We start from the raw sequence: 21,729 nt of genomic DNA, 5'->3' as shown, positions 1-21,729 counted from the left end.
TTGCTCAGCGTCACCACCAGTTCGGTTTGTGGGGCATGGTCAAGGCTGCCGCCCACGGTCACGTTCGTGCTGCCTTCGACGGCGTTGGTACCCACCAAGGTCACTTTGACCGTGTCTACGTCATCAACCACCTGAGTTTGGGTGCTGGTGTTGCTGTCCAAGGTGTCATAGCCGCCACCTGATGTGGAGCCAATTTCAAAAGTCTGGGTATTCGTTCCCTGGATGTACACATCATCCACTCGGCTTCCGACGATAACTGAGCCCGTGTATGAGCCCACAAGTATGGTGATGACCTCGCCTGTTTTCAGGGTGATGACCAAGTCTGTGCCAACAGGTGGCTGGTCCACTGTGGCAGTGATCGTGATGCCTCCACCTTCCACCACCTGAGGGGTGCTGGAAAGTTGCACCTTCCCTGCATAAGGGGTGGCGGGTGTTTCGGCTGCGGATTCTTCTGGTACAGCGCCACCAGATAAACGATCAGCATCCAGCGCAGTGATCGAGCGCGGGTATGCAAGGTCCAGCGGAATGGTGGCTTCCAGAACATTGGCCAGACGCACAAATGTGCTGCCGCCAGCTTCGCCACCACCCAGTGTTGCGGCCGGAGCCTCCAGATCTGCAAAAGGATCTTGACCCTGATTGATGGCGGCAATCAGACCATCAATCTCTGAAGGCGCTAACGCTGCCACAGCAGCTTCTTGCGGCAAGGTGCTTGTAAAAAGCTCCGCATTCAAGCTCATGTCCTGGCCGGAGTCCACCGTAATAAGCGTCTGACCTTGCGCCTGCAACTGCACTTGAGCACCCGAGGCTGTCACGACGTTGGCATTTTCCGCAATCTCCATGCCTTCTGTCAGCGGTATCAGTGTTCCATTATTGTTGTCACGTACCCATGCTTGCCCTGTCAGCTTCACCACCACTACCGTTGCCATTGACTGTCCTAACTTTTCTTAGATTGCACTCACACTACCCGTGGTAGCGACCCGCGGGCAAACACCCGAATACGTTTAGATACTAAGAAAAAACTAGGGGTAATGCTATTGGCCGCAAAGCCAATACCCAATGCTTTAAGCCACTCCAGCGTACGCGCCCTTGCAGCACTTAATGTGCCGCCACTGCACCACTGGTGCCTGGCATGAACTCTCCGAGAAAATCCAAAAAACTGCGCACCGCTGGCGTCAGCCCGCGCCGAGAGCTAAATACCGCGTGCACGATGCCCGGTGGAAAGCGCCACTGCGGCAGGACAACCACCAGCTCACCGCGCTTGATTTCAGCCTCACACATGTAATCGGGCAGATAGCACACACCGGCACCACCCAAGACTGCCAGCTTCAATGTCATCAAATCATCTGCCATGTAGCGAACCTGTGGCTGCAGTTGCACCTCGGCACCCGTATCACTGCGCAGCCGCCAATGTGCAACGCCTTCAAAGGACGACATGGAAAGCACTTGGTGCTGCAGCAGATCTTGTGGCGCTGCAGGCACCCCTGCCCGCACCAGGTACTGCGGGCTGGCCAGCAAAATCTGATTGGCCACATCCAGCCGCTTGACCACCATGCTGGCGCTGTCTTCCAGCGAAGCGCGCACACGCAGGGCCACATCAATGCCCTCTTCCACCACGTTGACAGGGCGGTTCACCACGGTCATCTCGACACGCACCTCGGGGTAGCGCTCCAGATAGCGGGGGATCAGCGGTGCCAGCACTGTTTGCGACAGAGTGACAGGACAGCTCACACGCACCGTGCCACGGGGCTCGCTCTGCACCTGCTGAACCGTATCCAGCGCCGCCTGTGCCGCATCACGCATGGCTTGACAATGGCGCAAATAGGCGGCGCCCACCTCGGTCAGTGACAGCTTGCGCGTGGTGCGCTGCAAAAGTCGCACGCCCAGCAAAGCTTCCAGTTCTGCCACCCGACGCGACAGGCGTGACTTGGGAATCCCCAGCGCACGCCCGGCCGCTGCGAATCCCCCGCGCTCTACCACCTCGGCAAAGTACAGCATGTCGTTGAGGTCTTGCATGAAACGACTCCTTAATTGTTCCAAATTTAGAACAATCTATCGCATTAATGCAGACTTATCAAATTTAAGTGTGTAATCCATACTTCAGCCCATCGAACCAAATTCTCAGGAGCACACCTTGAAACTACTGCACGTTGACTCATCCATCACTGGCGATAACTCTGCGTCGCGCAAGCTGACACAGCAAATTGTGGCTGCCTGGACCGCCAAGCACCCAGACACTGAAGTGGAATATCTGGATTTGGTCGCTCAGGCCCCCAACCACTTCACCATGGCTGCGATGGCACCGCGTACGGGCCAGACTGAAGGCCTGAGCGCTGAGCAAACTGCAGAGAATGCTGTGTCCGAGCAACTGGTGAGCCAGTTTCTGTCTGCCGACGTGATTGTGATTGGCGCGCCTTTCTACAATTTCTCCATTCCTTCTCAGCTGAAGGCCTGGATTGACCGCCTGGCCCAGCCCGGACGCACTTTCCGCTACACAGCCAGTGGCCCCGAAGGTCTGGCCAAGGGCAAGACCGTGATCGTGGCTTCCAGCCGTGGTGGCGTGTACTCCACCTCCGAAGCCATGCAGGCGCTGGAGCACCAAGAAAGCTACCTGAAGGTAGTGCTGGGCTTCTTTGGCATCACCGATGTGCGCTTTGTGCGCGCCGAGGGTCTGGGTATGGGCCCTGAAGCCGTGGCCTCTGCATTTGCCAGCGCTGCTAACGATGTGAAGGCTGTGACAGCCGCTTAATCACAGCGCCTGCGCCATGCAAAAAGCCTGCTCATTCGAGCAGGCTTTTTTTGTTGTTACGCCGGTCATGTTGTGTACTGCGTGCTGTGCTGTGCAGTTGGCACCACAACACCAGTCCGTGCAAGGCCGTTACAAACCTGGCACAACGCCGGTACTGCGCTGACTGCGGTACGTAACTCAATCACCTCATTAACGCACCACACGGCGACTGAACCCCAACAATTGCCGGACGCTGGCCGAAAAACTCATACAGCACGATGCAGCGAGCATGTGCATTAATAAAGGAGCTACCAACGCTTACTACATAACGTTTTCAGATATAAAACTATTTGAAACCTTTTATTTATAAGCGATATCAGCTATTATTTTTAATATACGAACGCTTTACTTGCCAATACCGCCGTGCGCCAGCGACCACTTGGCGGGGTTTTGCAGGAAGGCTTGCCAGATGGCCAGCTGCTCGACCGAAAAGCCACCCCGCTGAAAAGCCATGGCCAGCACGTCTTGCCAGTTGCACAGCGCATGCACGCGCACACCGTGCTGGGACAGCACGGTATCAGAGCCAAAGCAGCCGTAGTCAAACACGACAAACAGGTCTTCTACGCGTGCACCCTGGGCACGCAGGGCGTCGATAAAGCTCAGCTTGTACTGCCCGGCAGAGACCATGTCATCCACCAGCAGCACTTTGCCGCCCTGCTCGACCACGCCTTCAATCTGGCGGCTGCCCACAGCGCGCTTGCGCACGTACTGCAAGGGCATGTCCAGCTTTTCAGCAAACCATGCGGCAAAGGCAATGCCACTGGATTCGCCGCCGGCCACGGCGCTCAGGCCCTGCAGCGCGCCGGCATCGAGCAAGCGCTGCACGCCCTGCTTCATCAAGCCGCGACGAATAGTGGGCAGCGAAATCAGCCGCGTAGCATCCATGTACACCGGGCTGGCCCAGCCCGAGGGGAGCAAAAATGGCGCATCGGTGCGCACTTCCACGCAACCGGCATCCAGCAACCATGCTGCGGCTTGTTGGCTCAAAGATTCATTCATGGTGTTCTTTCTAGGCAATGGGGCAACGTGCCAGCAAATCACGCAGGCGCTGCGCGCCCGCTTTGCCTTTGCTGGCCGTGGCCCATAAATGTGTGGTCATGCGTTCGTGCAGCGCCACGGCTTCTTGCGAGGCGGTAACCATGGCCATGCCGTTGCGCACGTTGGGCAACTCGCCCAGGCGAAATGGGCTGTGCATCAGCACCCGGTGGCCGGCTCCGATCAGCACCTGGTAGGTGGCCGAGGGCATGGCGTCATCCACCAGCCCTACTTGCGCATACCAGGGCTCGCTGTCCATCAGCTCGGCAATGCGCAGCACTTCATGGTGCGCCGCCTGCCTGCGCTCGCGGCGCACCTGGGCGGGCATGTCCATGCGGCCAATCAACCCGGTTTGCACAAAACGCTCTAGCTCGCGCAGGCCAATCAAGCTGACGATGTGGGGCTTGCGCCGCTCAAAGTTGAGCTTGCGCTCGCGCAAAATGTCCATGATCTGGTGCGTTTGCTGGGCTTGGGCGCTGGCATCCGTGCCTTGCGGCAAGGCTTCCTCCAGCATCAAGGCCAGATAGCCCAGATACTGCTCAGACATGAGCAGCACCGAGATCGGCTCAAAGTGCGCCAGGATGCGCTCTGAGGTTTGCTCAATCTGGCGCATGCGCTCAAACAGTGCCAAGGCTGAGGCGTAGTACTCCGCCTCCACGCCCAGCAGCGATGCCAGGCTGGTGCCCAGCAAATGCGCCAGACGCTCCAGCGTGTCGATTTTGACAATTTCGCCTTTTTCCATGCGGTAGACCACCGCACGCGATACTCCCAGTTGCTGCGCCACTTCATCGGCTTGCAGGCCCGCGCCCATGCGGTAGGCGCGCAGCCGGTCGCCCATGGCAGCGTAGTCAATGTGGGAGGTAAAGGCAGAAGCTGGCATAAAAAGCTGGGACCACTAGTGCGATGCAGCGCGTGGGGTGATGGCGGCAATCGTATCTGCCATCACCTGCGTGCCAAGCATAAAGTCCGACAGCTCCATGGCTTCATATGGGTTGTGCGAGCCATTTTGGTTGCGTACAAACACCATGGCCGAAGGGATGCCGCCGTTGGCAAACAAGGCCGCATCATGGCCTGCGCCACTGGGAATGCGCTCATGCGCAATACCGCGGTCACGGCAGGCCTTGGCCATCAGGTCGCACAAATGCGGATCAGTGATGGCAGGCTCGCTGAGCAAACGGCGGTCAGCCTTGAACTGCACGCCGCGCTCACGCTCAATGGAGTTCATCTCGGCCTGCACCAGCTGGTAGAAGGCCTCCAGCGTGTCGCTGCTCTTGCTGCGTGCTTCAAAACTGAAGTGGGCGTAGCCAGGCACACGCGAGATGGAATGCTCGGCCGGGTTGGTCTGCACCACACCGCAAGTGACCACCAGATCGGTGCCGCGCTCCAGCAGTGCGCGCCAGTGGTTGTCTACGCGCACAATCAGATCTGATACGGCAAACACCGCATCCTTTCGCAGCCAGCGGGGCACCACGCCCGAGTGCTGGGCCTCGCCAAAGCACTCAATCTTGTTGTGACGCACATTGCCGCGAATGCCGCTGACGACACCCACCGGGATTTCGCGCGCCACCATCACCGGGCCTTGCTCAATGTGCAGCTCTACGTAGGCCAGCACATCGGCTGGGTTGAAGAGTTTTTCCTGGCGGCTGATGGCGTCGACATCAGCGCCGCAGGCCTTGAAGGCATCGCGCAGGCTGATGGCATCGCCACGGCGCTGCAGCTCCAGATCAGCGGACGACAACTTGCCCCACAACGCGCCTGAGCCCATGTAGGCCTTGCCAAACCACGCACTTTCTTCACCGCGAAAACCAATCACTTTCAGTGGCGCGGGCAGCGTCGTGCCAGCGCGCTTGGCGGCAATCAGCACCAGCAAGCCTGCCACCACACCAGCCAAACCATCATAGTTGCCGCCCTGGGGCACTGAATCCAGGTGCGAGCCCGACCAGATGGCCGGTGTGGTGCGGGTGTCTGCAGGGTCAAAATAAATGAAATTGCCCGCGCGGTCGGTAGCAACCTCCAGACCTTCTTTGCGCGCGAAGGTATCGAGGTAGGCGGCGCAGGCGTTCTCGCCTTCACCATAGCTGGCACGGGTGACACCGACGCCATCAAATGTCAGCGCACGGACATCCGCAAACAATTGCTGTGCAAGGGGCTGTAAAGACTGCAGTTCCATATCAACATGCCTGCACTCCAACGTGCGTACAGGCTTTCAGGGTTGCTAAGGACACATGCTAATCTCAAAAAAGATACGTACTTCCCGCAATTAAGTGCTGAATTTGAATTTTCAGTATCTTTTTTGACACCAAGGCATCTCCATCTGACATGCCCCACAAGGCGCAGTACCAATTGCTACGGTTCAGACTGCGGCCTGTGGCATGCCCCCAGCCAAGGGCCACACCATGAAAAATGCCCGCACAGGGCGGGCATGGATGGCACAGAAGACCACAAAGCTTAGCGTTTAGGCCTGGACTTTTTCACAGCGGGAGCAACCGCCGCCTTGTCTTTCTTGCTGCCGATCTTGCTTTCCTGACCTTTGAGCAAGCGGCTGATGTTCTCTGCATGGCGCCACAGCAGCAATGCCGACATGGCAATCACTGCCAGCAGCACCGGTTTTTCATAATCCCAAAGGCTTGCGCCAAACAGCACGTAATACACCGGTGCAAGCACGGCAGCCAGCAGTGCCGACAGTGATGAATAGCGCGTGACAACAGCTACCGCCAACCATGTCAGCAACACCAGCAGACCCAGCCAGCCGCTCAGGCCCAGCAGCACGCCCAGCGCAGTGGCAACGCCTTTGCCACCCTTGAATTTGAAGAAGATCGGGAACAGGTGTCCCAGAAAAGCTGCAATGGCCACCAGTGCCAACGTACCTTCGTGCAGGCCATATTCAGGACCCCAGTACTTCACCAGCAGCACGGGCACCAGACCCTTGACGGCATCCAGCAGCAGCGTCAGTGCTGCGGCGGTTTTGCTGCCTGAGCGCAGCACATTGGTTGCGCCAGGGTTGCCACTGCCGTAGGAGCGCGGGTCATTGAGCCCCATGACAGAGCTGACAATGACCGCAAACGACAGCGATCCAATCAAATAGGCCACCACGGTGGCCAATACAGGTAATACGGAATTCAAAACTGCAATCCTTGCCTGCCTTCAGGGCAGACTTTTGTTATGTGGGTTTCTACAGCACCAGGTGCCAAAGTGCTTATTGTGCCAGCGCGCACTGCACGGGCCTGGCACCCAGCAAGTCCACACAAACCCTTGGATCCAGCTGCACCAGAAAACCGCGCCGCCCACCATTGATGGCAATGCGCGGCAGCTCCAAAATGGATTGCTCGATATACACCGGCATGGGCTTGCGCAGCCCAAACGGCGAAGTGCCCCCCACCAGATAGCCACTGTGGCGACTGGCTACCTCAGGCTTGCAGGGCTCTACGCTCTTGGCACCGATCTGGCGCGCCAGATTTTTGGTGGAGACGGTGCAGTCACCGTGCATCAGCACAATCAGCGGCTTGGCATCCTGGTCTTGCATGACCAGGGTTTTCACCACGGCGTGCTCATCGAGCCCCAGTTGCTTGGCAGATTCTGAAGTGCCGCCGTGCTCCACATACTCATAAGGATGTTCGGTAAACACCACTTTATGGGCTTTGAGCATGTGCGTAGCCGGCGTTTCGCTCACATGGACTTTGTCTTTTTTTGCCATTGGCTAGAAGAACGTTGGGTGGGCGGCTTATTACTGCCCTGGGTCGCGAAATTTCCAGCGCAGTGCATCCACCTGGCTCAACAGCTCTGGTGTCAGCTGCACGCTCCAGGCATCCAGATTTTCATCCAGCTGCGCCAGACTGGTCACACCAATGATGGTGCTGGCCACGCGCCAGCTGCGGTAGCAAAAGGCCAGTGCCAGCTGAGTTGCAGTCAGGCCATGCTCGCGCGCCAAGGCGTTGTACAGGCGCGCCGTCTCCAGCGCTTCTGGGCGGCCCCAGCGCTGCTTTTGTACCGAGGGATAAGCCAGCCGCGTGCCTTGCGGGGCGTCAGGACCGGTGGTGCCCGATGCGTCGTATTTGCCCGTCAGCAAACCCACGCCCAGCGGCGAATATGCCAGCAAGCTCACGCCCAGACGGTCGCAGCTTTCATCCATGGCGTTGTCCCAGCTGCGGTTAATCAGGCAGTACGGGTTTTGCACGCTGGCCACGCGTGGCAGGCCGTATTGCTCGGCCAGACGCACAAACTCATGCACGCCATAAGGCGTTTCGTTGGACAAGCCCACGTTGCGAATCTTGCCCTGCTGTACCAGCTGAGCGAGCGTCTCCAGCTGCGTATGGATGGACGTCTGCGTCACTTCCTTGGCAGGGTCGTAATACAGGTTGCCAAAGGCCGGGGCATGCCGCTCGGGCCAGTGAATCTGGTAGAGATCAATCACATCGGTTTGCAGACGGCGCAAGCTGCCCTCGCACGAGGCCACAATGTCCGCCGCTGTCATGCCTGCGCCTTCGCGAATCCAGGGCATGCCTCGCGAGGGGCCCGCCACCTTGGTTGCCAGCACGATCTTTTCGCGCACACCGGGGCGCGCTGCCAGCCAGTTGCCAATGATGGTCTCCGTCGCACCGAAGGTTTCAGCGCGTGCAGGTACGGCATACATCTCGGCCGTATCCCAGAAATTCACGCCACGCTCCAGCGCGCGGTCCATGATGGCGAAGGCTTCGCGCTCGCTGACCTGCTCGCCAAAAGTCATGGTGCCCAGGCAAATGGGGCTGACCATCAAATCACTGCGGCCCAGCCGCACGGGGTTCATCATTGGGCTATTCATAGCCAGCAAGTGTAGAGCGCTGCGTCGCCATCTTGACTGTGGTCAGTACCGACTGCACAAATAATGCACCGCATGTATACCCCTTTGCGCCCCAGCACCACCCAAGACCTGCCCATTCGCCACATGACCTACCGGGTGCGCACGTGGGGCCAGCCTCGCGCTGATGTGCCGCCGCTGGTGTTACTGCATGGCTGGATGGATGTGGGCGCGTCCTACCAGTTTGTGGTGGACGCCTTGAGTGAAGCCTTTTTTACCGGTCGCCACATCATTGCCCCTGACTGGCGTGGCTTTGGCCACAGCATGCCCCCCTCACCCAGCGACAGCTACAGCTTTGCTGACTACCTGGGTGATCTGGACGCCCTGCTGGAGCATTACGCCCCCGAAGGGCAAATGGTGGATCTGGTGGGGCACAGCATGGGCGGCAACGTGGTCATGCTGTACGCAGGGGCTCGCCCTGCACGCATTCGCCGTGTGATCAATCTGGAAGGCTTTGGCCTGCCTGCCACCCAGCCCGCGCAAGCGCCTGAACGCATGGCCCAGTGGCTCGATGAGCTCAAAGCCTTGCACAGCGGTGCAATTGAGCTCAAAACCTACGACAGCGTGCAGGCCGTGGCAGCACGCCTGCAAAAAACCAACCACCGCCTGAGCGCAGACAAAGCGCTGTGGCTGGCCGGTGAATGGGCGGCCCCCAATGCGCAGGGCCGCTGGGCCATTTTGGGTGATGCCGCGCACAAGATCGTCAACCCCCAGCTGTTCCGGCTGGACGAAACCCTGGCACATTACGCAGCCATCACCGCACCCGTGCTGGCCGTGGAGGCCACGGCTGACAGTCTGGGTCAGTGGTGGAAAGACCGGTACAGTCTGGCCCAGTACCACGAACGCCTGAAAGCCGTACCCCACTGCCGCATTGCCCAGCTCGATGATGCAGGCCACATGCTGCACCACGACCAGCCCCAGCGAGTGGCGCAGATGATTGAAGACTTCTGCCAGCCTGAGCCCACGCGCAGCACTGAGTAAATCAAATCAGAAGCAGTTAGCGCTTTCATTTCAAGGCTTTGCGGTACATTTCAACCTATAACCCTTGATTTGCATGCGCAAGCAGCTCTTGTTTTTGCGCCTGCTGTTATGAAAGCCTGCTGCCATGTGGCTCACCGACTTGCTGCGCAAACTCACCAAAGGCCCCAACGTGGGCGAAACCTTCCGCGACTACATAGGCTGCTACCTCTTTGGCACCGAAGTGGCTGGCGCTGCCAAGCCCGAGTACATCGGTGCACCCGCCACCCTGGAGCAGCTTGAAGTGGAAGTGCGCCGCTATCTGCAAGACTTCATCAGCACGCAAAAAGGCACGGTCACGCCCGAAGTGCAGACCGTGCAGGCGCTGCTGGCCGATCTGCCCCTGCGACTCAACACCCATGTCCACGGCGACATGAGCCAGCCTTTCATCTCTTTTCCCGGCATTGACATGTTTATCCGCAAAGGCGTGCGCCAGCGGCGCAAAGAAAACGGCAAGTTTGTCGAATAAACAGGGCCTTGGGGCCAATGCACCCTATAGTCCACGCCAGTCCTTATCCGCCACAACGCTTGCCCATGACTGAGACCGCGCAGCCGTCCACAGACACTGCCCCGCTAGACCCCCGCCAGCTGCTCTTGCCCTCCGTGACCGCCATGGTGCAGGATCTGACGCACATGCTGCCGCCCGCCAGCGTGGTGCAAGCGCTGCAAGCCAAGCAACTGCTGCAGCAAATGGTCAATGCCTTGCAAGTGGTGCAGCTCAACAGTCTGGCCACCCTCATGCAGGCCATGGAAGTGCCCCTGCTGCACTACGCCACAACTGGCGAGGTGCCGGCAGATAAAACGGGCGAACTGCTGCAGCTGGCCGCCCGCGATGCCCATGCTTTTTTACAGGCAATGCAACGCGGGGAGCCCACCTGCCCGCAGGACCTTTTTGCCAGCTACCGCGCACTGACCAAACTCAGCGGCAAAGACATCGCCCATCCCGCCGACCTGTGGGATAGCCCCTGGCCCACGCCCACACTCACAGCACCCCAGGGCGTTGAAGCCACCCCGCCCTGCGCTGAGCTGCGCGCCCTGCTTGACCAGCATGTGCTGGCGCTGCTGCAGACCGGCAACCCCGCGTTTTGCACCACGCTGCAGCAGCTGAGTCTGGGTCTGTCTGCCCATGCGGCAGATGCCACCACCTGGCATCTGGCTGCGGCATGGCTGCAAGCGCTGGAATACGGCCTGCTGGAGCTGGACCTTTACGCCAAACGTCTGGCCTCGCGCCTGCTTGCGCACTACGCCAGCTTTGCCAAAGGGCAGGAAGTACCAGCACCCGCACTGGCGCGTGACTTGCTGTTCTTCTGTGCACAAGCCACCGATGCTGCCATGCAGCGCCAGCAAAGCCTGCCTGCTGCACTGGCAGTGGTGCACCAGCATTGCCAGCCCATAGCAGCCGCAAAGGCTGCCCTGCAAGCGGAGACAGCCACTGAAACATTCATGCTGGATACGCCAGAAGGCCGCGTAGCGCTGCACCAGCCGCCCGCTGCACCTCAGAGCCTTGCAGCACTGCCTGCCTTTCAAGCGGCTCCAGAAATTCAGCCTACCGAGACCCTTTTGCAAGGCCTTGCCACCACAGCGCAGCTTGCACCAGACCTTGATTTTTTGCATGCGGCCGAACTGCTGTCGCAGCAACTGGAGTCCAGCATCGCCGCGTGGCTGACCGATGAAAGCGCAGTCTTGCCGCAAGAAGCTGTCGAGCAAGCAGCAGAGCTGTCGCGTCTGGCCTGGGCATCAGGCTGCACAGAGATTGCCACCCTGTCTCACTTGCTGCAGCGCTGCCTGCAGCGCATGCGCGCAGATTCGCACCCGGCACAGCGCCAAACCTGCCAGCACGCCAGCGAAGAAATTCACCGCCTGCTGCACCAGTTCGCCGCAGGTTTTATGCGCCGCGCGCACCCTCAGGTGATGGAGGCGCTGTACAGCCTGTGCGCACAGCTGCCAGAGACAACTGCCCCTCCCCCTGTTCAAGACCTGCCTGAGTCAGACCCCACGCCACACGATGGCAAGGCTGTGGACGCCTTAACCGGCAACCCAGTTGCAGCTGAACCAGCGCAGGACGAAGCCGCACTGGCCCTGGAGGCTGAGCCACCCGCACCAGCGCCTGTGCTGGATGCCATGCATTTTTCTGTTTTTGAAGAAGAAATGCTCAGCGTCTGGCCCAGACTGCAAAGCGCGCTCAAACAGTGGCAACAATCTCCCCAGGACCAGAGCGCACGACAAATCTTGCTGCGCAGCCTGCACACCCTCAAAGGCAGTGCACGTCTGGCAGGTGTCATGGCCTGGGCCAGCCAGGTGCACGCGCTGGAAGGCTTGGCCCTGGATGTGCAGCCCCATCACGGGCCACGTGGCCCGGCATCATTGCCGCAGCCTCTGGAGGCCTTGCGCATTGCCTTTGTCGCGTTGCAGCAAGAGATGGCCGACCGCCATCCGGATCACCTGCAAAGCCGTCTGAACCAGAACCCGCTGGAGACCGTGGGCCGCCATGCACAGGCCTTGTGGAGCACCCAAGACGCTGGCCAGCAGGCACTGACGGCCAGCCAGCTGTCTTTGAACGAAATTGCCGCAGGCTTGCAAAAACTGCGTACGCACATCAAAGACTGTGCTGCCTGGGCCGATTCACTCATGCTGCATGGCGATGTAGAGCTGCCGTATGAATGGCATGAAGAGCTGCATGCCCTGGTGCATGGCCTCAATGACTGCACCGACGATTTAGGCACCGCCCAGCAGCAGCTGCAGCATGGCGTGGCTGATACCCACAACGCGCTCAGCACCCATGCGGGCCACCTGCGCGCTTTGCAACACACCTTGCTCTACGCACGTTTGCGACCTCTGGCTCACATTCAGGAGCGGCTGACCCACTGCGCACAGCTGGCAGCACAGGACACAGGCAAACCTGTGGAGCTGGTCTGGCAAGGCATAGACACCCAGATGGAGCACAGCGTGCTGGATGCCCTGACGCCAGCGCTGGAGCACCTGCTGCGCAACTGCGTAGCACACGGTATTGAAGCCGCGCAGGCCCGCCAAAGCGCCCAAAAAGCTGAAACAGGAAAAATTCACATCCGTCTGCACAATGCCGGCCAGCAACAGCTGCTCAGTCTGCAAGACGATGGAGCGGGGCTGAACGTTGCGGCCATTTGCAGCAAGGCCCTGGCATTAGGGCTGATCGCTGCAGACGAGACCAGAGACAACGCCCGCGCAGCACAGCTGATCTTGCAGCCGGGTCTGAGCACAGCCACGGCCGTCACCGAACTGGCTGGCCGCGGCATCGGGATGGATGTGGTGGCTGACACCATTGCCAGTCTGGGCGGGAAACTGCGCATTACCAGTGCTGCAGGGCAAGGCTGCCGGTTTGACATTACCTTGCCTGCCCCTCCGCAGGTGGAGCAGGTGGTGGCTTTGCGCGCAGGCAGCTGGCGCGTTGCCTTGCCGGCGCGCAGCCTTGAGACCGTGCGCCGCATTGCTGTGGACACCGCCACGCAAGCCCTGTCACAAGGGGTCTTGCAAGACGATGCATCCGGCCCTTTGCCGGTGTACTGGGCAGGTGCCGTGTGGCAGCAATCGGCGCACAGCATGGAGCCCACACTGGACGGCCAGCGCAGCCTGCTGATCGTGCGCAGCGACAGCGCACGCTGGGGCCTGGTGGTCGATGAGGTACTGGGCACGCAGGAAGTGACGCTGCAGCCCCCCACAGATATGGAAGTGCCCGTACCTGGCCTGCTGGGTACGGCCGCGCAGCCGTCTGGGCAGGTGCTGCAGGTGTATGAGCCTGCAGCCGTGCTCAGCGCCCACGAAGCACGCTTGCTGGCACGGCACGATGCGGCAGAAAATGTGCCCATTGCTGCAGACAATGCACCCGATCGTCCCCTGATACTGCTGGCCGATGACTCACTGAGCGTGCGCCGCCTGGCCCAGCATTTGCTGCAAACCAATGGCTACCGTGTCGCCACTGCCGCCGATGGACTGGAAGCACTGCAGTGGCTGCAAGCAGACAATGCCCCCGCGCTGTTAATTGCCGATGTGGAAATGCCCAACATGGACGGCATGGAGCTGCTGCGCCGTGTGAGGGCAGAGGCCCGCTTCAAGCAATTGCCCATCGTCATGCTGACTGCGCACATTGCAGGCCCCGTCAGCCAAAAAGCGCTGGATCTGGGCGCTCAGGCATTTCTGACCAAGCCCTACTCGCCCAACCAATTGCTGGCCCAGGTACGCCGTTACTGCACAACGGTTGTGGCGCAGTAAATAAGGCGCGGCGGTTCAGGGATTGCGGCCCCGGTCGAGCCGGAAAACACCTCCCTACGGGGATTGACTGCACGCCGTATATCCGTTCCGCAGCGCCTCAAGTCAGCAATTGCTTTAAATCCATAGGGTAAATTTCCTACGCTGGATGTAACAACTCGCAAATACGCTGCATTTTTCGTAGCGCGGGCATCTCCGTTTGCCGTCCTGCGAAAACCCAGCCCGCTCGCTCTGTGACGGAGCCCATCAAGCACCACCCTGTGGTTGTTTGCAACTCTTGCACTGACCATGCGGCCATCAGGCTCGAAGTGAGGACTAGAGACATCCATGCGCAACAACCAGCCAGTTACCAGCAATGAATATGTGATGGCAGACAACGCAACGTTGATGTCCACCACCGATCCACACAGCCACATCAGCTATGCCAATGCCGCCTTTGTCAGCGCCAGCGGCTATACGCTGGAAGAGCTGCAAGGCCAGCCGCACAACATCGTGCGCCACCCCGATATGCCACCCGAGGCATTTGCCGACATGTGGGCCACCCTCAAAGCTGGCGAGCCCTGGAGCGCGCTGGTCAAAAACCGCCGCCAAAACGGTGACTTTTATTGGGTACGCGCCAACGCCATTCCCATCATGCGCAATGGTGCGGTCAAAGGCTTCATGTCCGTGCGCACCAAACCCACTGCACAAGAAACACAGGCCGCTGGCGCCCTGTACGCGGCCATGTGTGCAGGCAAAGCCACAGGCACACGCATTTACAAAGGCATTGTGGTGCGCAAGGGGCTGTTGAAGATTGTGTCTGCCGGCAAACTCATGTCTGTGCGCGCGCGGGTGCGGCTCAACATGCTGGGGCTATGGCTGCTGGCGCTTGCTGGGGTACTGGCAGTGCAAGGCATCAACCCTGCGGGGTACAGCCTGGCAGGTTTGCTGACGCTGATTTTTGCCATGGGCAATGTGCTGCTGGAGATGCAATTTGCGCGCCCTATCGAGCAACTGCGCCAGCAAGCGCTGGATGTCGCCACGGGCAGTAACCGTGCTGCACTGAACGTGGACCGTGTGGACGAGATCGGCACCACCATGCGCACCATCAGCCAGCTGGGCCTGATGTTTCGCTGGCTGATCGACGATGTCAGCCAGCAAGTGATGAATGTGCGCACAGCCGTTGAAGAAATTGCCAAGGGCAATCTCGATTTGAGCGAACGCACCGAGCGATCGGCTGCCAGCGTGCAGCAAACCGCGTCGTTCATGGAGCAAATGACCAGCACGGTCGAAAACAACGCGGGCACCTCGGCACAGGCCACACAACTGGCGCAAAAGTCATCCACCACAGCCAATCAGGGCGGTCAGGCCATGCACAAGGTTTCAGAGGTGATGGCAGAGATTTCTGCCAGCTCCAACCGCATGAACGACATCATCGGCGCCATCGACTCCATCGCTTTTCAAACCAATATTCTGGCGCTCAATGCCGCCGTTGAAGCGGCCCGCGCAGGCGAGCAAGGGCGCGGTTTTGCGGTCGTTGCCTCCGAAGTACGCGCTCTGGCCCAGCGCAGCGCCTCAGCAGCCAAAGAAATCAAGACACTGATTGGCACTTGCGTCAACAAAGTGCAAAGCGGCACCGCCTTGGTTGCCAGCACACAGGCTGAGATTGAATCCATCGTGCAGCAGGTGCAGCAGGTATCGGTGTTGATTACCGACATCAGCGCCGCCACACGCGAGCAGCGCGACGGCATTTTGGAGGCCAACCAGTCCGTCGGTCAGATGGATTCCATCACCCAGCAAAACGCTGCCTTGGTTGAACAAAGTGCCGCAGCAGCGCAAAGCCTGGAAAACCAGACCCAGCGTCTGGTCGAAGCCGTCAGCGTATTTCACTAAGCGCTGCCAGCAGCACCCGGCAAAGCCGTCAACCGTACAAAAGTACGGCACGGCCAAGTAACGATGTATCTAGCATGGCGCTGGCAGGCCCCGGGAACAAACAGGCTGCCCCTTGAGCGCCTGCGTCAGCAGTTGCCCAAGCCATACAGATAGCTGTTGTCCTGCCTGCTGGAAACCAGCCCTGCCGCATGGGTAATTACGGCCGACCCCATAACGGACAAAATTGTCCGAAAATACTTCCCCTATGCCATCCCCCACCAAACGGCCTGATGCCGAAACCCGCCGTGTGCAATTGCTAGATGCGGCAGACGCCGTCTTTACCACCCATGGCGTCAACGCCCCGCTGGAGCTGGTGGTGGCGCATGCCGGCGTTGGCAGAGCCACGCTGTACCGCCAGTTCCCGGACCGCCATGCCATCTTGCTGGCACTGCTGGAACGCTCCTGCGAGCGTCTGTATGAAAAAGCACAGAGTTTGAGCGCGCAGCCCGAGGCCTTCTTTATCTTGCTGGAACACCTGGCCGAGCGCATCGTGCGCTCGCCTGCTCTGTCGGACTACTGGCGCACCACGGGTCTGAATGACCCCCGCTTTACACACGCACGCCAGCGCTTCAAGGAAAGCTTTGCGCCGGCGCTGAAAAAAGCCCAGGCCCATGGTCTGGTGCGCTGCGATGTGCAGCCGCAGGACATCGCCTTGCTGTCTGGCATGCTGGGGGCCGCCTTGCGCGGCAACACCGATGCCGACCGCCGCCGTCTTGCCAATCAGGCACTGGGCCTGCTACGCCGTGGCCTGCGCCCCGACCCGCTCGATGACTGAAACCGTCTACCTGCGCCGCCCACCAGACTGGGAAGAGCACGAAAAACCGGCCTTGCCCGGCTCACCGGCCATGCTCTCGCACGCGGCCTGGGAACGCGTGTGTTATGCCCTGGTTGCCATACTGGTGGGCATTACTGGAGGTTTGGGCAACGCACTGTTCACAGCCAATCTGCCCACCATTCAAGGGCAGATGGGGCTGACCAGCAGCGAAGCGGCGTGGCTGACCGGTGCCTTTGTGACGTTCAATGTCACGGCCAACTTGCTGATCTACAAGTTTCGCCAGCAATACGGCATGCGCCTGTTCACAGAAATCAGTCTCGGCGCTTATGCATTGCTGTGTCTGCTGCATCTGGTGCTGGGCAGCAGCGCCAGCCTGCTGTGGCTGCGTGCGGCCAGTGGCCTGGCTGCCGCTGCCTGCACTTCGCTGGGTACGCTGTACATGCTGCAGGCCCTGCCACGCACTTACGTGCTCAAGATGCTGGTGCTGGGCGTGGGCATCAGCCAGCTGGCCACGCCACTGGCCTGGATCCTGTCACCCAGCCTGCTCAATCACGGGCAGTGGCAAAACCTCTACATGCTTGAAGCTGGTCTGGCCTTGCTGGCGTTTGCAGCCGTAGTCATGCTCAAACTGCCTGCGGGTGTGCACCTCAAAGCCTTTGAGCCACGCGACTTTCTCACCATGGGCCTGCTCATTCCCGGCGTGGGCTTGCTGGTGGCGGTTCTGGTGCAGGGCACCACCCGCTGGTGGTTCAACGCACCTGAGCTGGCCTGGATGCTGATGGCAGCCATCAGTCTGATCTGTGCCGGCCTGTATCTGGAGCACCACCGCCCCAACCCGCTGCTGCACACACGCTGGTTTGCACAGGGGGCCACCATCCGCTTTGTGATTGGCGCCATCGTGCTGCGTTTCTTGACGACAGAGCAAAGCTACGGAGTGGTCGGCCTGATGCGCACACTGGGCATGACGGCCGAGCAGATGCAGCCACTGTTCATCGTCATTTTGATCGGCACCGTGCTTGGCATTGGAGCTTCGGCGCTGACGTTCGGCCTTGAAACCGCGGGCAAGCAATTGCTGGCGGCGATTGTCTTGCTGGGCGTGGCAGCCATCATGGACTTTGACCGCAGCAGTCTGGACAGACCTGCCAATTTTTATGTCAGCCAGTTTTTTCTGGCCATGGGTTCAGGCATGTTCATGGGCCCGTTGATGCTGCAAGGCATTGCCCAGGGCCTTAAAAACGGCCCCCATTTCATGCTGACCGCCATCGTGACCATCTCTTTGACGCAAACGCTGGGCGGCTTGATGGGCTCTGCCTTGCTGGGCACCTACCAGACCTACCGCGAGCAAGCGTATTCCGTGGCCTTGGTCGAGCAGATCGACCCCACCCACCCGCTGGTGGCACAGCGCCTGCAACTGCAGCAGCAGGCACTGGCCCCTTACATCACAGACAGTGCCCAGCGTGCCGCACAAGCCAGCGCACAGCTTGCTCAGATTGTGCGGCGCGAGGCCCATGTACAGGCTTTCAATGACGTCTTTCGTGTGATTGCCATGGCGGCTCTGAGCTATCTGCTGTGGTCGGTACTGCTGCTGGGCCGCGCCAAGCTGGCCGCATCTCAAGCGGCGCGCCGCGCAGCCAGCACCACCCACGACATGGGGACTGACGCTGCCATGGAGCCTGATGACGAAGGGGGCGCCCCCCCGGTCAGCACCAGCACACCGCCTTCCCGATAAAACCAACAACATTGCATTCGTATGAGCACAACATCTGCTTCACCCTCTCCAGCAGCCACTGCTGCGGCACCCTCGCCATCACCCACGCCCAAGAAAGAGCGCCCGACTGTACGCAGCGCCCTGCTCATGGCAGTGGTGGCCCTGCTTGGTATCGTGCTGGTGCTGCGCGCATGGCATCTTGGCCCATTCCAGAGCGCAGACATCTCCACCAACAACGCATATGTGCGTGGCCAGATCACGGTGCTGGCCCCCCAGGTCAATGGCTATGTGACCGAAGTGCTGGTCAAAGACTACGAACATGTGCGTGCTGGCCAGCCGCTGGTCAAGATTGACAGCCGCACCTACGAAGCCGCTTTGGCACAGGCACAGGCGCAACTGGCCAGCGCCCAGGCCCAGCTGGCCAATGCCACGCAGACGCAGGCACAAAATCACGCCAGCCTCAAAGCCAGGCAGGCGACGCTCAGCGCCACCCAGGCAGAATCTGAGCGCGCCCAGGCAGAGCTGCACCGTGTGCAAGATCTGGCCCAGCGAGGCTCCGTCTCCCTCAACGAGCGCGACAAGGTCCGTGCAACCGCACGCCTGGCCAGTGCCAACACCGACAAAGCCCGGGCTGACATCACCATTGGGCAAGAGACCATCAAAGCCACAGCTGTGAACCGCGCAGCGCTCCAAGCTGCCGTGCAAATGGCACAGGCCCAGGTACACCAGGCACAGATCAACCTGGACAACACCACCGTGCACGCCCCCAGCGATGGGCAAGTCAGCGAGGTCTCTGCACGCCAGGGCCAGTACGTCGCAGCGGGCAGCCAGTTGCTCTATGTTGTTCCACCCCAGTTGTGGGTCGTTGCCAACTTCAAGGAAACCCAAACAGCACACGTGCGCATTGGCCAGAGCGCCCATTTCACCGTCGATGGGCTGGACAGCGCAGAACTTACCGGCAAAGTGCAGGAGATTGCGCCGGCCACAGGTTCAGAGTTCACCGTACTGAAGGCCGACAACGCCACCGGCAACTTCACCAAGGTGGTACAGCGCCTGCCCGTCAAAATTGCGATTGATGCCGATCAGGCCCTGGCCCAGCGCCTGCGTGCGGGCATGTCCGTCGTCGCCCACGTGGATACGGGCAGTCAGGGACTGCAGCCATGATGCCGCGCCGCATTGCCACCGCCGGCACTTTGCTGGCCGCCGCCCTCAGCCTGAGTGCTTGCGCGCCCATGCCTGCCGCCATGCCTGACAACGCACGGGCCGTGCTACCCGCGCAATGGAGTGAACCTCTGGCCGCAGGCACCGAGCAATCTCGAGCTGTTGCTACCGATTGGTGGACACAACTGGGCGATGCCCAGCTCAATGCCCTGGTCGCTCAGGCGCTGGCCAACAACACCGATGTACTCAGTGCCATGGCCCGCGTGCAGGAAGCACAGGCCAACCTGGCCTTCACCGATGGCGCACGCAGCCCGCAAGTCAACGCCACGCTCACAGCACAGGCAGCGCGCAGCCTGGCAGCTGCGGGCCCCACGCACAGCCGCAGCTTTCAGCCCGGCCTGCAAGCCAGCTGGGAGCTGGATGTTTGGGGCCGCCTGTCCGCGCAAAGCCAGGCTGCCAGCGCGCGCGTACAGGCCAGTCAGGCAGACCGTGATGCCATGGCACTGAGCGTGGCTGCCACTACGGTGCAAACCTATGTGGGCCTGCGGGCGCTGCAGACCCAGCTGGCTATCAGCCAGGCCACGGTGCAATCGCGTGCGCAAGCCCTTGAACTGGCGCAAGACCAGGTGCGCGTGGGCTACAGCTCGCAGTTGCAGCTGACGCAGGCGCAATCGGAATACGCCAGCGTGCAGCAACAGGTGCAGCAGTTACTGTGGCAGATCGACAAGCAGCGCAGCACCCTGCACCTGCTGCTGGGACAGGCCGGAGGCGGCACACCGCCTGCTGCCACTACCGACTGGCAAGACCTGCAACTGCCCCCTGTGCCCGCCAGCCTGCCCTCGCAACTGCTGCAGCGGCGCCCTGACATCGCCCGCGCTGCCCACACACTGGCTGCCAGCGACCACAGCCTCAGCGCCCAGCGCGCGGCCTTTTTGCCACAGGTCAGCCTCAGCGCCAACGTGGGCAGCCTGCTGATCAACAGCCTGGACTACAACCCGCTGACGCTGTGGGGGCTGGGTGGCAGCCTGCTGGCCCCGCTGTTCAATGGTGGTCGCCTGCATGCACAGCTCGATGCCGCTGCCGCGCAGCGCGATCAGGCCGCTTACGCCTACCGCGCTGCTGTACTCAGCGCCTTTGCCGATGTAGAAAATGCACTGACCGGCACCCGCCGTCTGGCCCAGCAATCGCAATTTGCCACCGAGCGCCGTGATGTGCTGCAGCAATCGCTGGGCTTTGCGCACGACCGCTATGAGGCAGGCTACGCCTCCTACCTTGAAGAGCTGGATGCACAGCGCAACCTGTACGCTGCACAGCTTGAAGTGGTCAGACTGCGTCAGGCAGAGCTGGACAACCGCGTGCAGCTGTATAAAGCGCTGGGCGGTGGCTGGAGCGCTGCCTCCACACATTCTTAAGAGCCGTTCTGCACGGCTAGCGCGCAGACCAAGCCAAAGTGGCGAGCCAGCCACTGCCCCAAAGAGCTGGTGGCTGCATCAGCAGCCGCAGCGCCAGCCGATTTGGCACCAGCGCTTTGCACCCCACAAAAACCGCAGTTCATGCGGTTTTTGTGCTTTCAATGCACCCCGGCAAACAGTGGGTACAGCGACAGCAGCAGCAGCAACGCCATCACTCCATTAAAAATTTGCAGTGCACGCGGTGACTGCAGCCAGCGGCCAATGGCACTGCCAAACAAAGTCCAGGCGCTGATGCAGGGGTAGTTCACGATCAGCATCACCACCGCGCCCACCGCCAAACTGGCCCAGTACGCGCTGGGCGAGGTATACGCAGCCACCACGCCCACAGACATCAGCCACGCCTTGGGGTTCACCCATTGGAAAGCCGCGGCCTGCCAGAAATTAAACGGCTTGGGCCGGGCATCGGCCACTTGCGCACGGCCTGAAGTGGCAATCTTCCATGCCAGCCAGATCAGGTAGGCGGCACCTATGTACTGCAGCACGGTGTACAGCTGGGGCACTTGCTCAAACAACGCCCCCAGCCCCGCCCCCACCAGCAGCAGCATGATGGTGCCTCCCACAGTAATACCCAGCATGTGCGGCACGCTGCGTTTGTAGCCAAAGTTGGCACCCGAGGCCGTCAGCATCACGTTGTTGGGGCCGGGGGTGATGGAGCTGACAAAAATAAACGTCGCCAGCGGCAACAGCACGGGATTGGCAGACAGGGTGGACAGTTCGAGTGGCAGGTTCATGGCAAGCTCCGGGTCATCAGTGCTTGCATGCTAGAGGCGTTTAACCGTACAGTACCAA

Annotated in this window: 19 protein-coding genes; 9 read left to right on the top strand and 10 right to left on the bottom strand. The window is 60.4% G+C overall.

The annotated features are described in order from the left end of the window. The coding region (locus H9646_RS00955; RefSeq protein ID WP_191721460.1) for a retention module-containing protein at positions 1-926 on the bottom strand (926 nt) is incomplete at its 3' end. A gap of 169 nt (positions 927-1,095) precedes the next feature. After that, a complete protein-coding gene (locus tag H9646_RS00950; protein WP_191721459.1) occupies positions 1,096-2,013 on the bottom strand; it encodes a LysR family transcriptional regulator in 918 nt (305 codons plus the stop codon). Between the two features lie 118 nt (positions 2,014-2,131). On the opposite strand from H9646_RS00950, the gene H9646_RS00945 reads away from it, so the two are divergent. Further along, positions 2,132-2,746 carry an FMN-dependent NADH-azoreductase gene (locus tag H9646_RS00945; RefSeq protein WP_191721458.1) on the top strand — a complete coding sequence of 205 codons (615 nt, stop codon included), beginning with the start codon at positions 2,132-2,134 and terminating at the stop codon, positions 2,744-2,746. 384 nt (positions 2,747-3,130) lie between these two features. Here the strand turns inward: H9646_RS00945 and H9646_RS00940 are convergent, their stop codons facing one another. The 6 genes from H9646_RS00940 to H9646_RS00915 all read right to left on the bottom strand — a co-directional run bounded on the left by H9646_RS00940 (position 3,131) and on the right by H9646_RS00915 (position 8,603). Then, positions 3,131-3,784, bottom strand: a complete 654-nt coding sequence (locus tag H9646_RS00940) for an orotate phosphoribosyltransferase (RefSeq protein WP_191721457.1) — start codon at positions 3,782-3,784, stop codon at positions 3,131-3,133. 10 nt (positions 3,785-3,794) lie between these two features. Further along, complete coding sequence (locus H9646_RS00935; RefSeq protein ID WP_191721456.1) at positions 3,795-4,700, bottom strand: helix-turn-helix domain-containing protein; 906 nt, start codon at positions 4,698-4,700, stop codon at positions 3,795-3,797. 15 nt (positions 4,701-4,715) lie between these two features. Continuing rightward, positions 4,716-5,990, bottom strand: coding sequence for a hydantoinase/carbamoylase family amidase (locus H9646_RS00930; protein ID WP_191721455.1), 1,275 nt, complete (start codon positions 5,988-5,990; stop codon positions 4,716-4,718). 278 nt (positions 5,991-6,268) lie between these two features. After that, positions 6,269-6,943, bottom strand: a complete 675-nt coding sequence (plsY, locus tag H9646_RS00925; protein WP_191721454.1) for a glycerol-3-phosphate 1-O-acyltransferase PlsY — start codon at positions 6,941-6,943, stop codon at positions 6,269-6,271. A 73-nt stretch (positions 6,944-7,016) separates the two neighbouring features. Continuing rightward, a complete protein-coding gene (locus H9646_RS00920) occupies positions 7,017-7,514 on the bottom strand; it encodes an aminoacyl-tRNA deacylase (protein WP_191721453.1) in 498 nt (165 codons plus the stop codon). Between the two features lie 30 nt (positions 7,515-7,544). Then, positions 7,545-8,603 (bottom strand): aldo/keto reductase, encoded by a 1,059-nt coding sequence (locus tag H9646_RS00915; RefSeq protein WP_191721773.1) that lies wholly within the window; start codon positions 8,601-8,603, stop codon positions 7,545-7,547. An 87-nt stretch (positions 8,604-8,690) separates the two neighbouring features. Here H9646_RS00915 and H9646_RS00910 point away from each other — a divergent pair, with 87 nt between their 5' ends. From H9646_RS00910 to H9646_RS00875, 8 genes are all read left to right on the top strand, one after another. After that, positions 8,691-9,635 (top strand): alpha/beta fold hydrolase, encoded by a 945-nt coding sequence (locus tag H9646_RS00910; RefSeq protein ID WP_191721452.1) that lies wholly within the window; start codon positions 8,691-8,693, stop codon positions 9,633-9,635. 124 nt (positions 9,636-9,759) lie between these two features. Beyond that, a complete protein-coding gene (locus H9646_RS00905; protein WP_191721451.1) occupies positions 9,760-10,140 on the top strand; it encodes a hypothetical protein in 381 nt (126 codons plus the stop codon). A gap of 65 nt (positions 10,141-10,205) precedes the next feature. Continuing rightward, positions 10,206-13,916, top strand: a complete 3,711-nt coding sequence (locus H9646_RS00900; RefSeq protein ID WP_191721450.1) for a hybrid sensor histidine kinase/response regulator — start codon at positions 10,206-10,208, stop codon at positions 13,914-13,916. Between the two features lie 324 nt (positions 13,917-14,240). Continuing rightward, a complete protein-coding gene (locus tag H9646_RS00895) occupies positions 14,241-15,785 on the top strand; it encodes a methyl-accepting chemotaxis protein (RefSeq protein ID WP_191721449.1) in 1,545 nt (514 codons plus the stop codon). A gap of 244 nt (positions 15,786-16,029) precedes the next feature. Beyond that, complete coding sequence (locus H9646_RS00890) at positions 16,030-16,599, top strand: TetR/AcrR family transcriptional regulator (protein WP_191721448.1); 570 nt, start codon at positions 16,030-16,032, stop codon at positions 16,597-16,599. Continuing rightward, complete coding sequence (locus tag H9646_RS00885; protein WP_191721447.1) at positions 16,592-18,328, top strand: MFS transporter; 1,737 nt, start codon at positions 16,592-16,594, stop codon at positions 18,326-18,328. The genes H9646_RS00890 and H9646_RS00885 overlap by 8 nt, the downstream gene beginning before the upstream one ends. A gap of 21 nt (positions 18,329-18,349) precedes the next feature. Then, positions 18,350-19,471 (top strand): HlyD family secretion protein, encoded by a 1,122-nt coding sequence (locus H9646_RS00880; protein WP_191721446.1) that lies wholly within the window; start codon positions 18,350-18,352, stop codon positions 19,469-19,471. Continuing rightward, positions 19,468-20,880 carry an efflux transporter outer membrane subunit gene (locus H9646_RS00875; protein WP_191721445.1) on the top strand — a complete coding sequence of 471 codons (1,413 nt, stop codon included), beginning with the start codon at positions 19,468-19,470 and terminating at the stop codon, positions 20,878-20,880. The genes H9646_RS00880 and H9646_RS00875 overlap by 4 nt, the downstream gene beginning before the upstream one ends. Here H9646_RS00875 and H9646_RS00870 read toward each other — a convergent pair. Further along, the gene (locus H9646_RS00870; RefSeq protein WP_191721444.1) at positions 20,877-21,023 is read right to left on the bottom strand and encodes a hypothetical protein; all 147 of its coding nucleotides are present in this window, start codon (positions 21,021-21,023) and stop codon (positions 20,877-20,879) included. The genes H9646_RS00875 and H9646_RS00870 overlap by 4 nt on opposite strands. Positions 21,024-21,038: 15 nt before the next feature. Next, the gene (locus tag H9646_RS00865) at positions 21,039-21,671 is read right to left on the bottom strand and encodes a LysE family translocator (protein WP_191721443.1); all 633 of its coding nucleotides are present in this window, start codon (positions 21,669-21,671) and stop codon (positions 21,039-21,041) included. Positions 21,672-21,729 lie beyond the last annotated feature (58 nt).

The organism is Comamonas avium (assembly GCF_014836675.1).
Classification (GTDB): domain Bacteria; phylum Pseudomonadota; class Gammaproteobacteria; order Burkholderiales; family Burkholderiaceae_C; genus Comamonas; species Comamonas avium.
The sequence above is the reverse complement of the archived record's forward strand: the minus strand, read 5'-3'. Positions and strand labels throughout refer to the sequence as shown.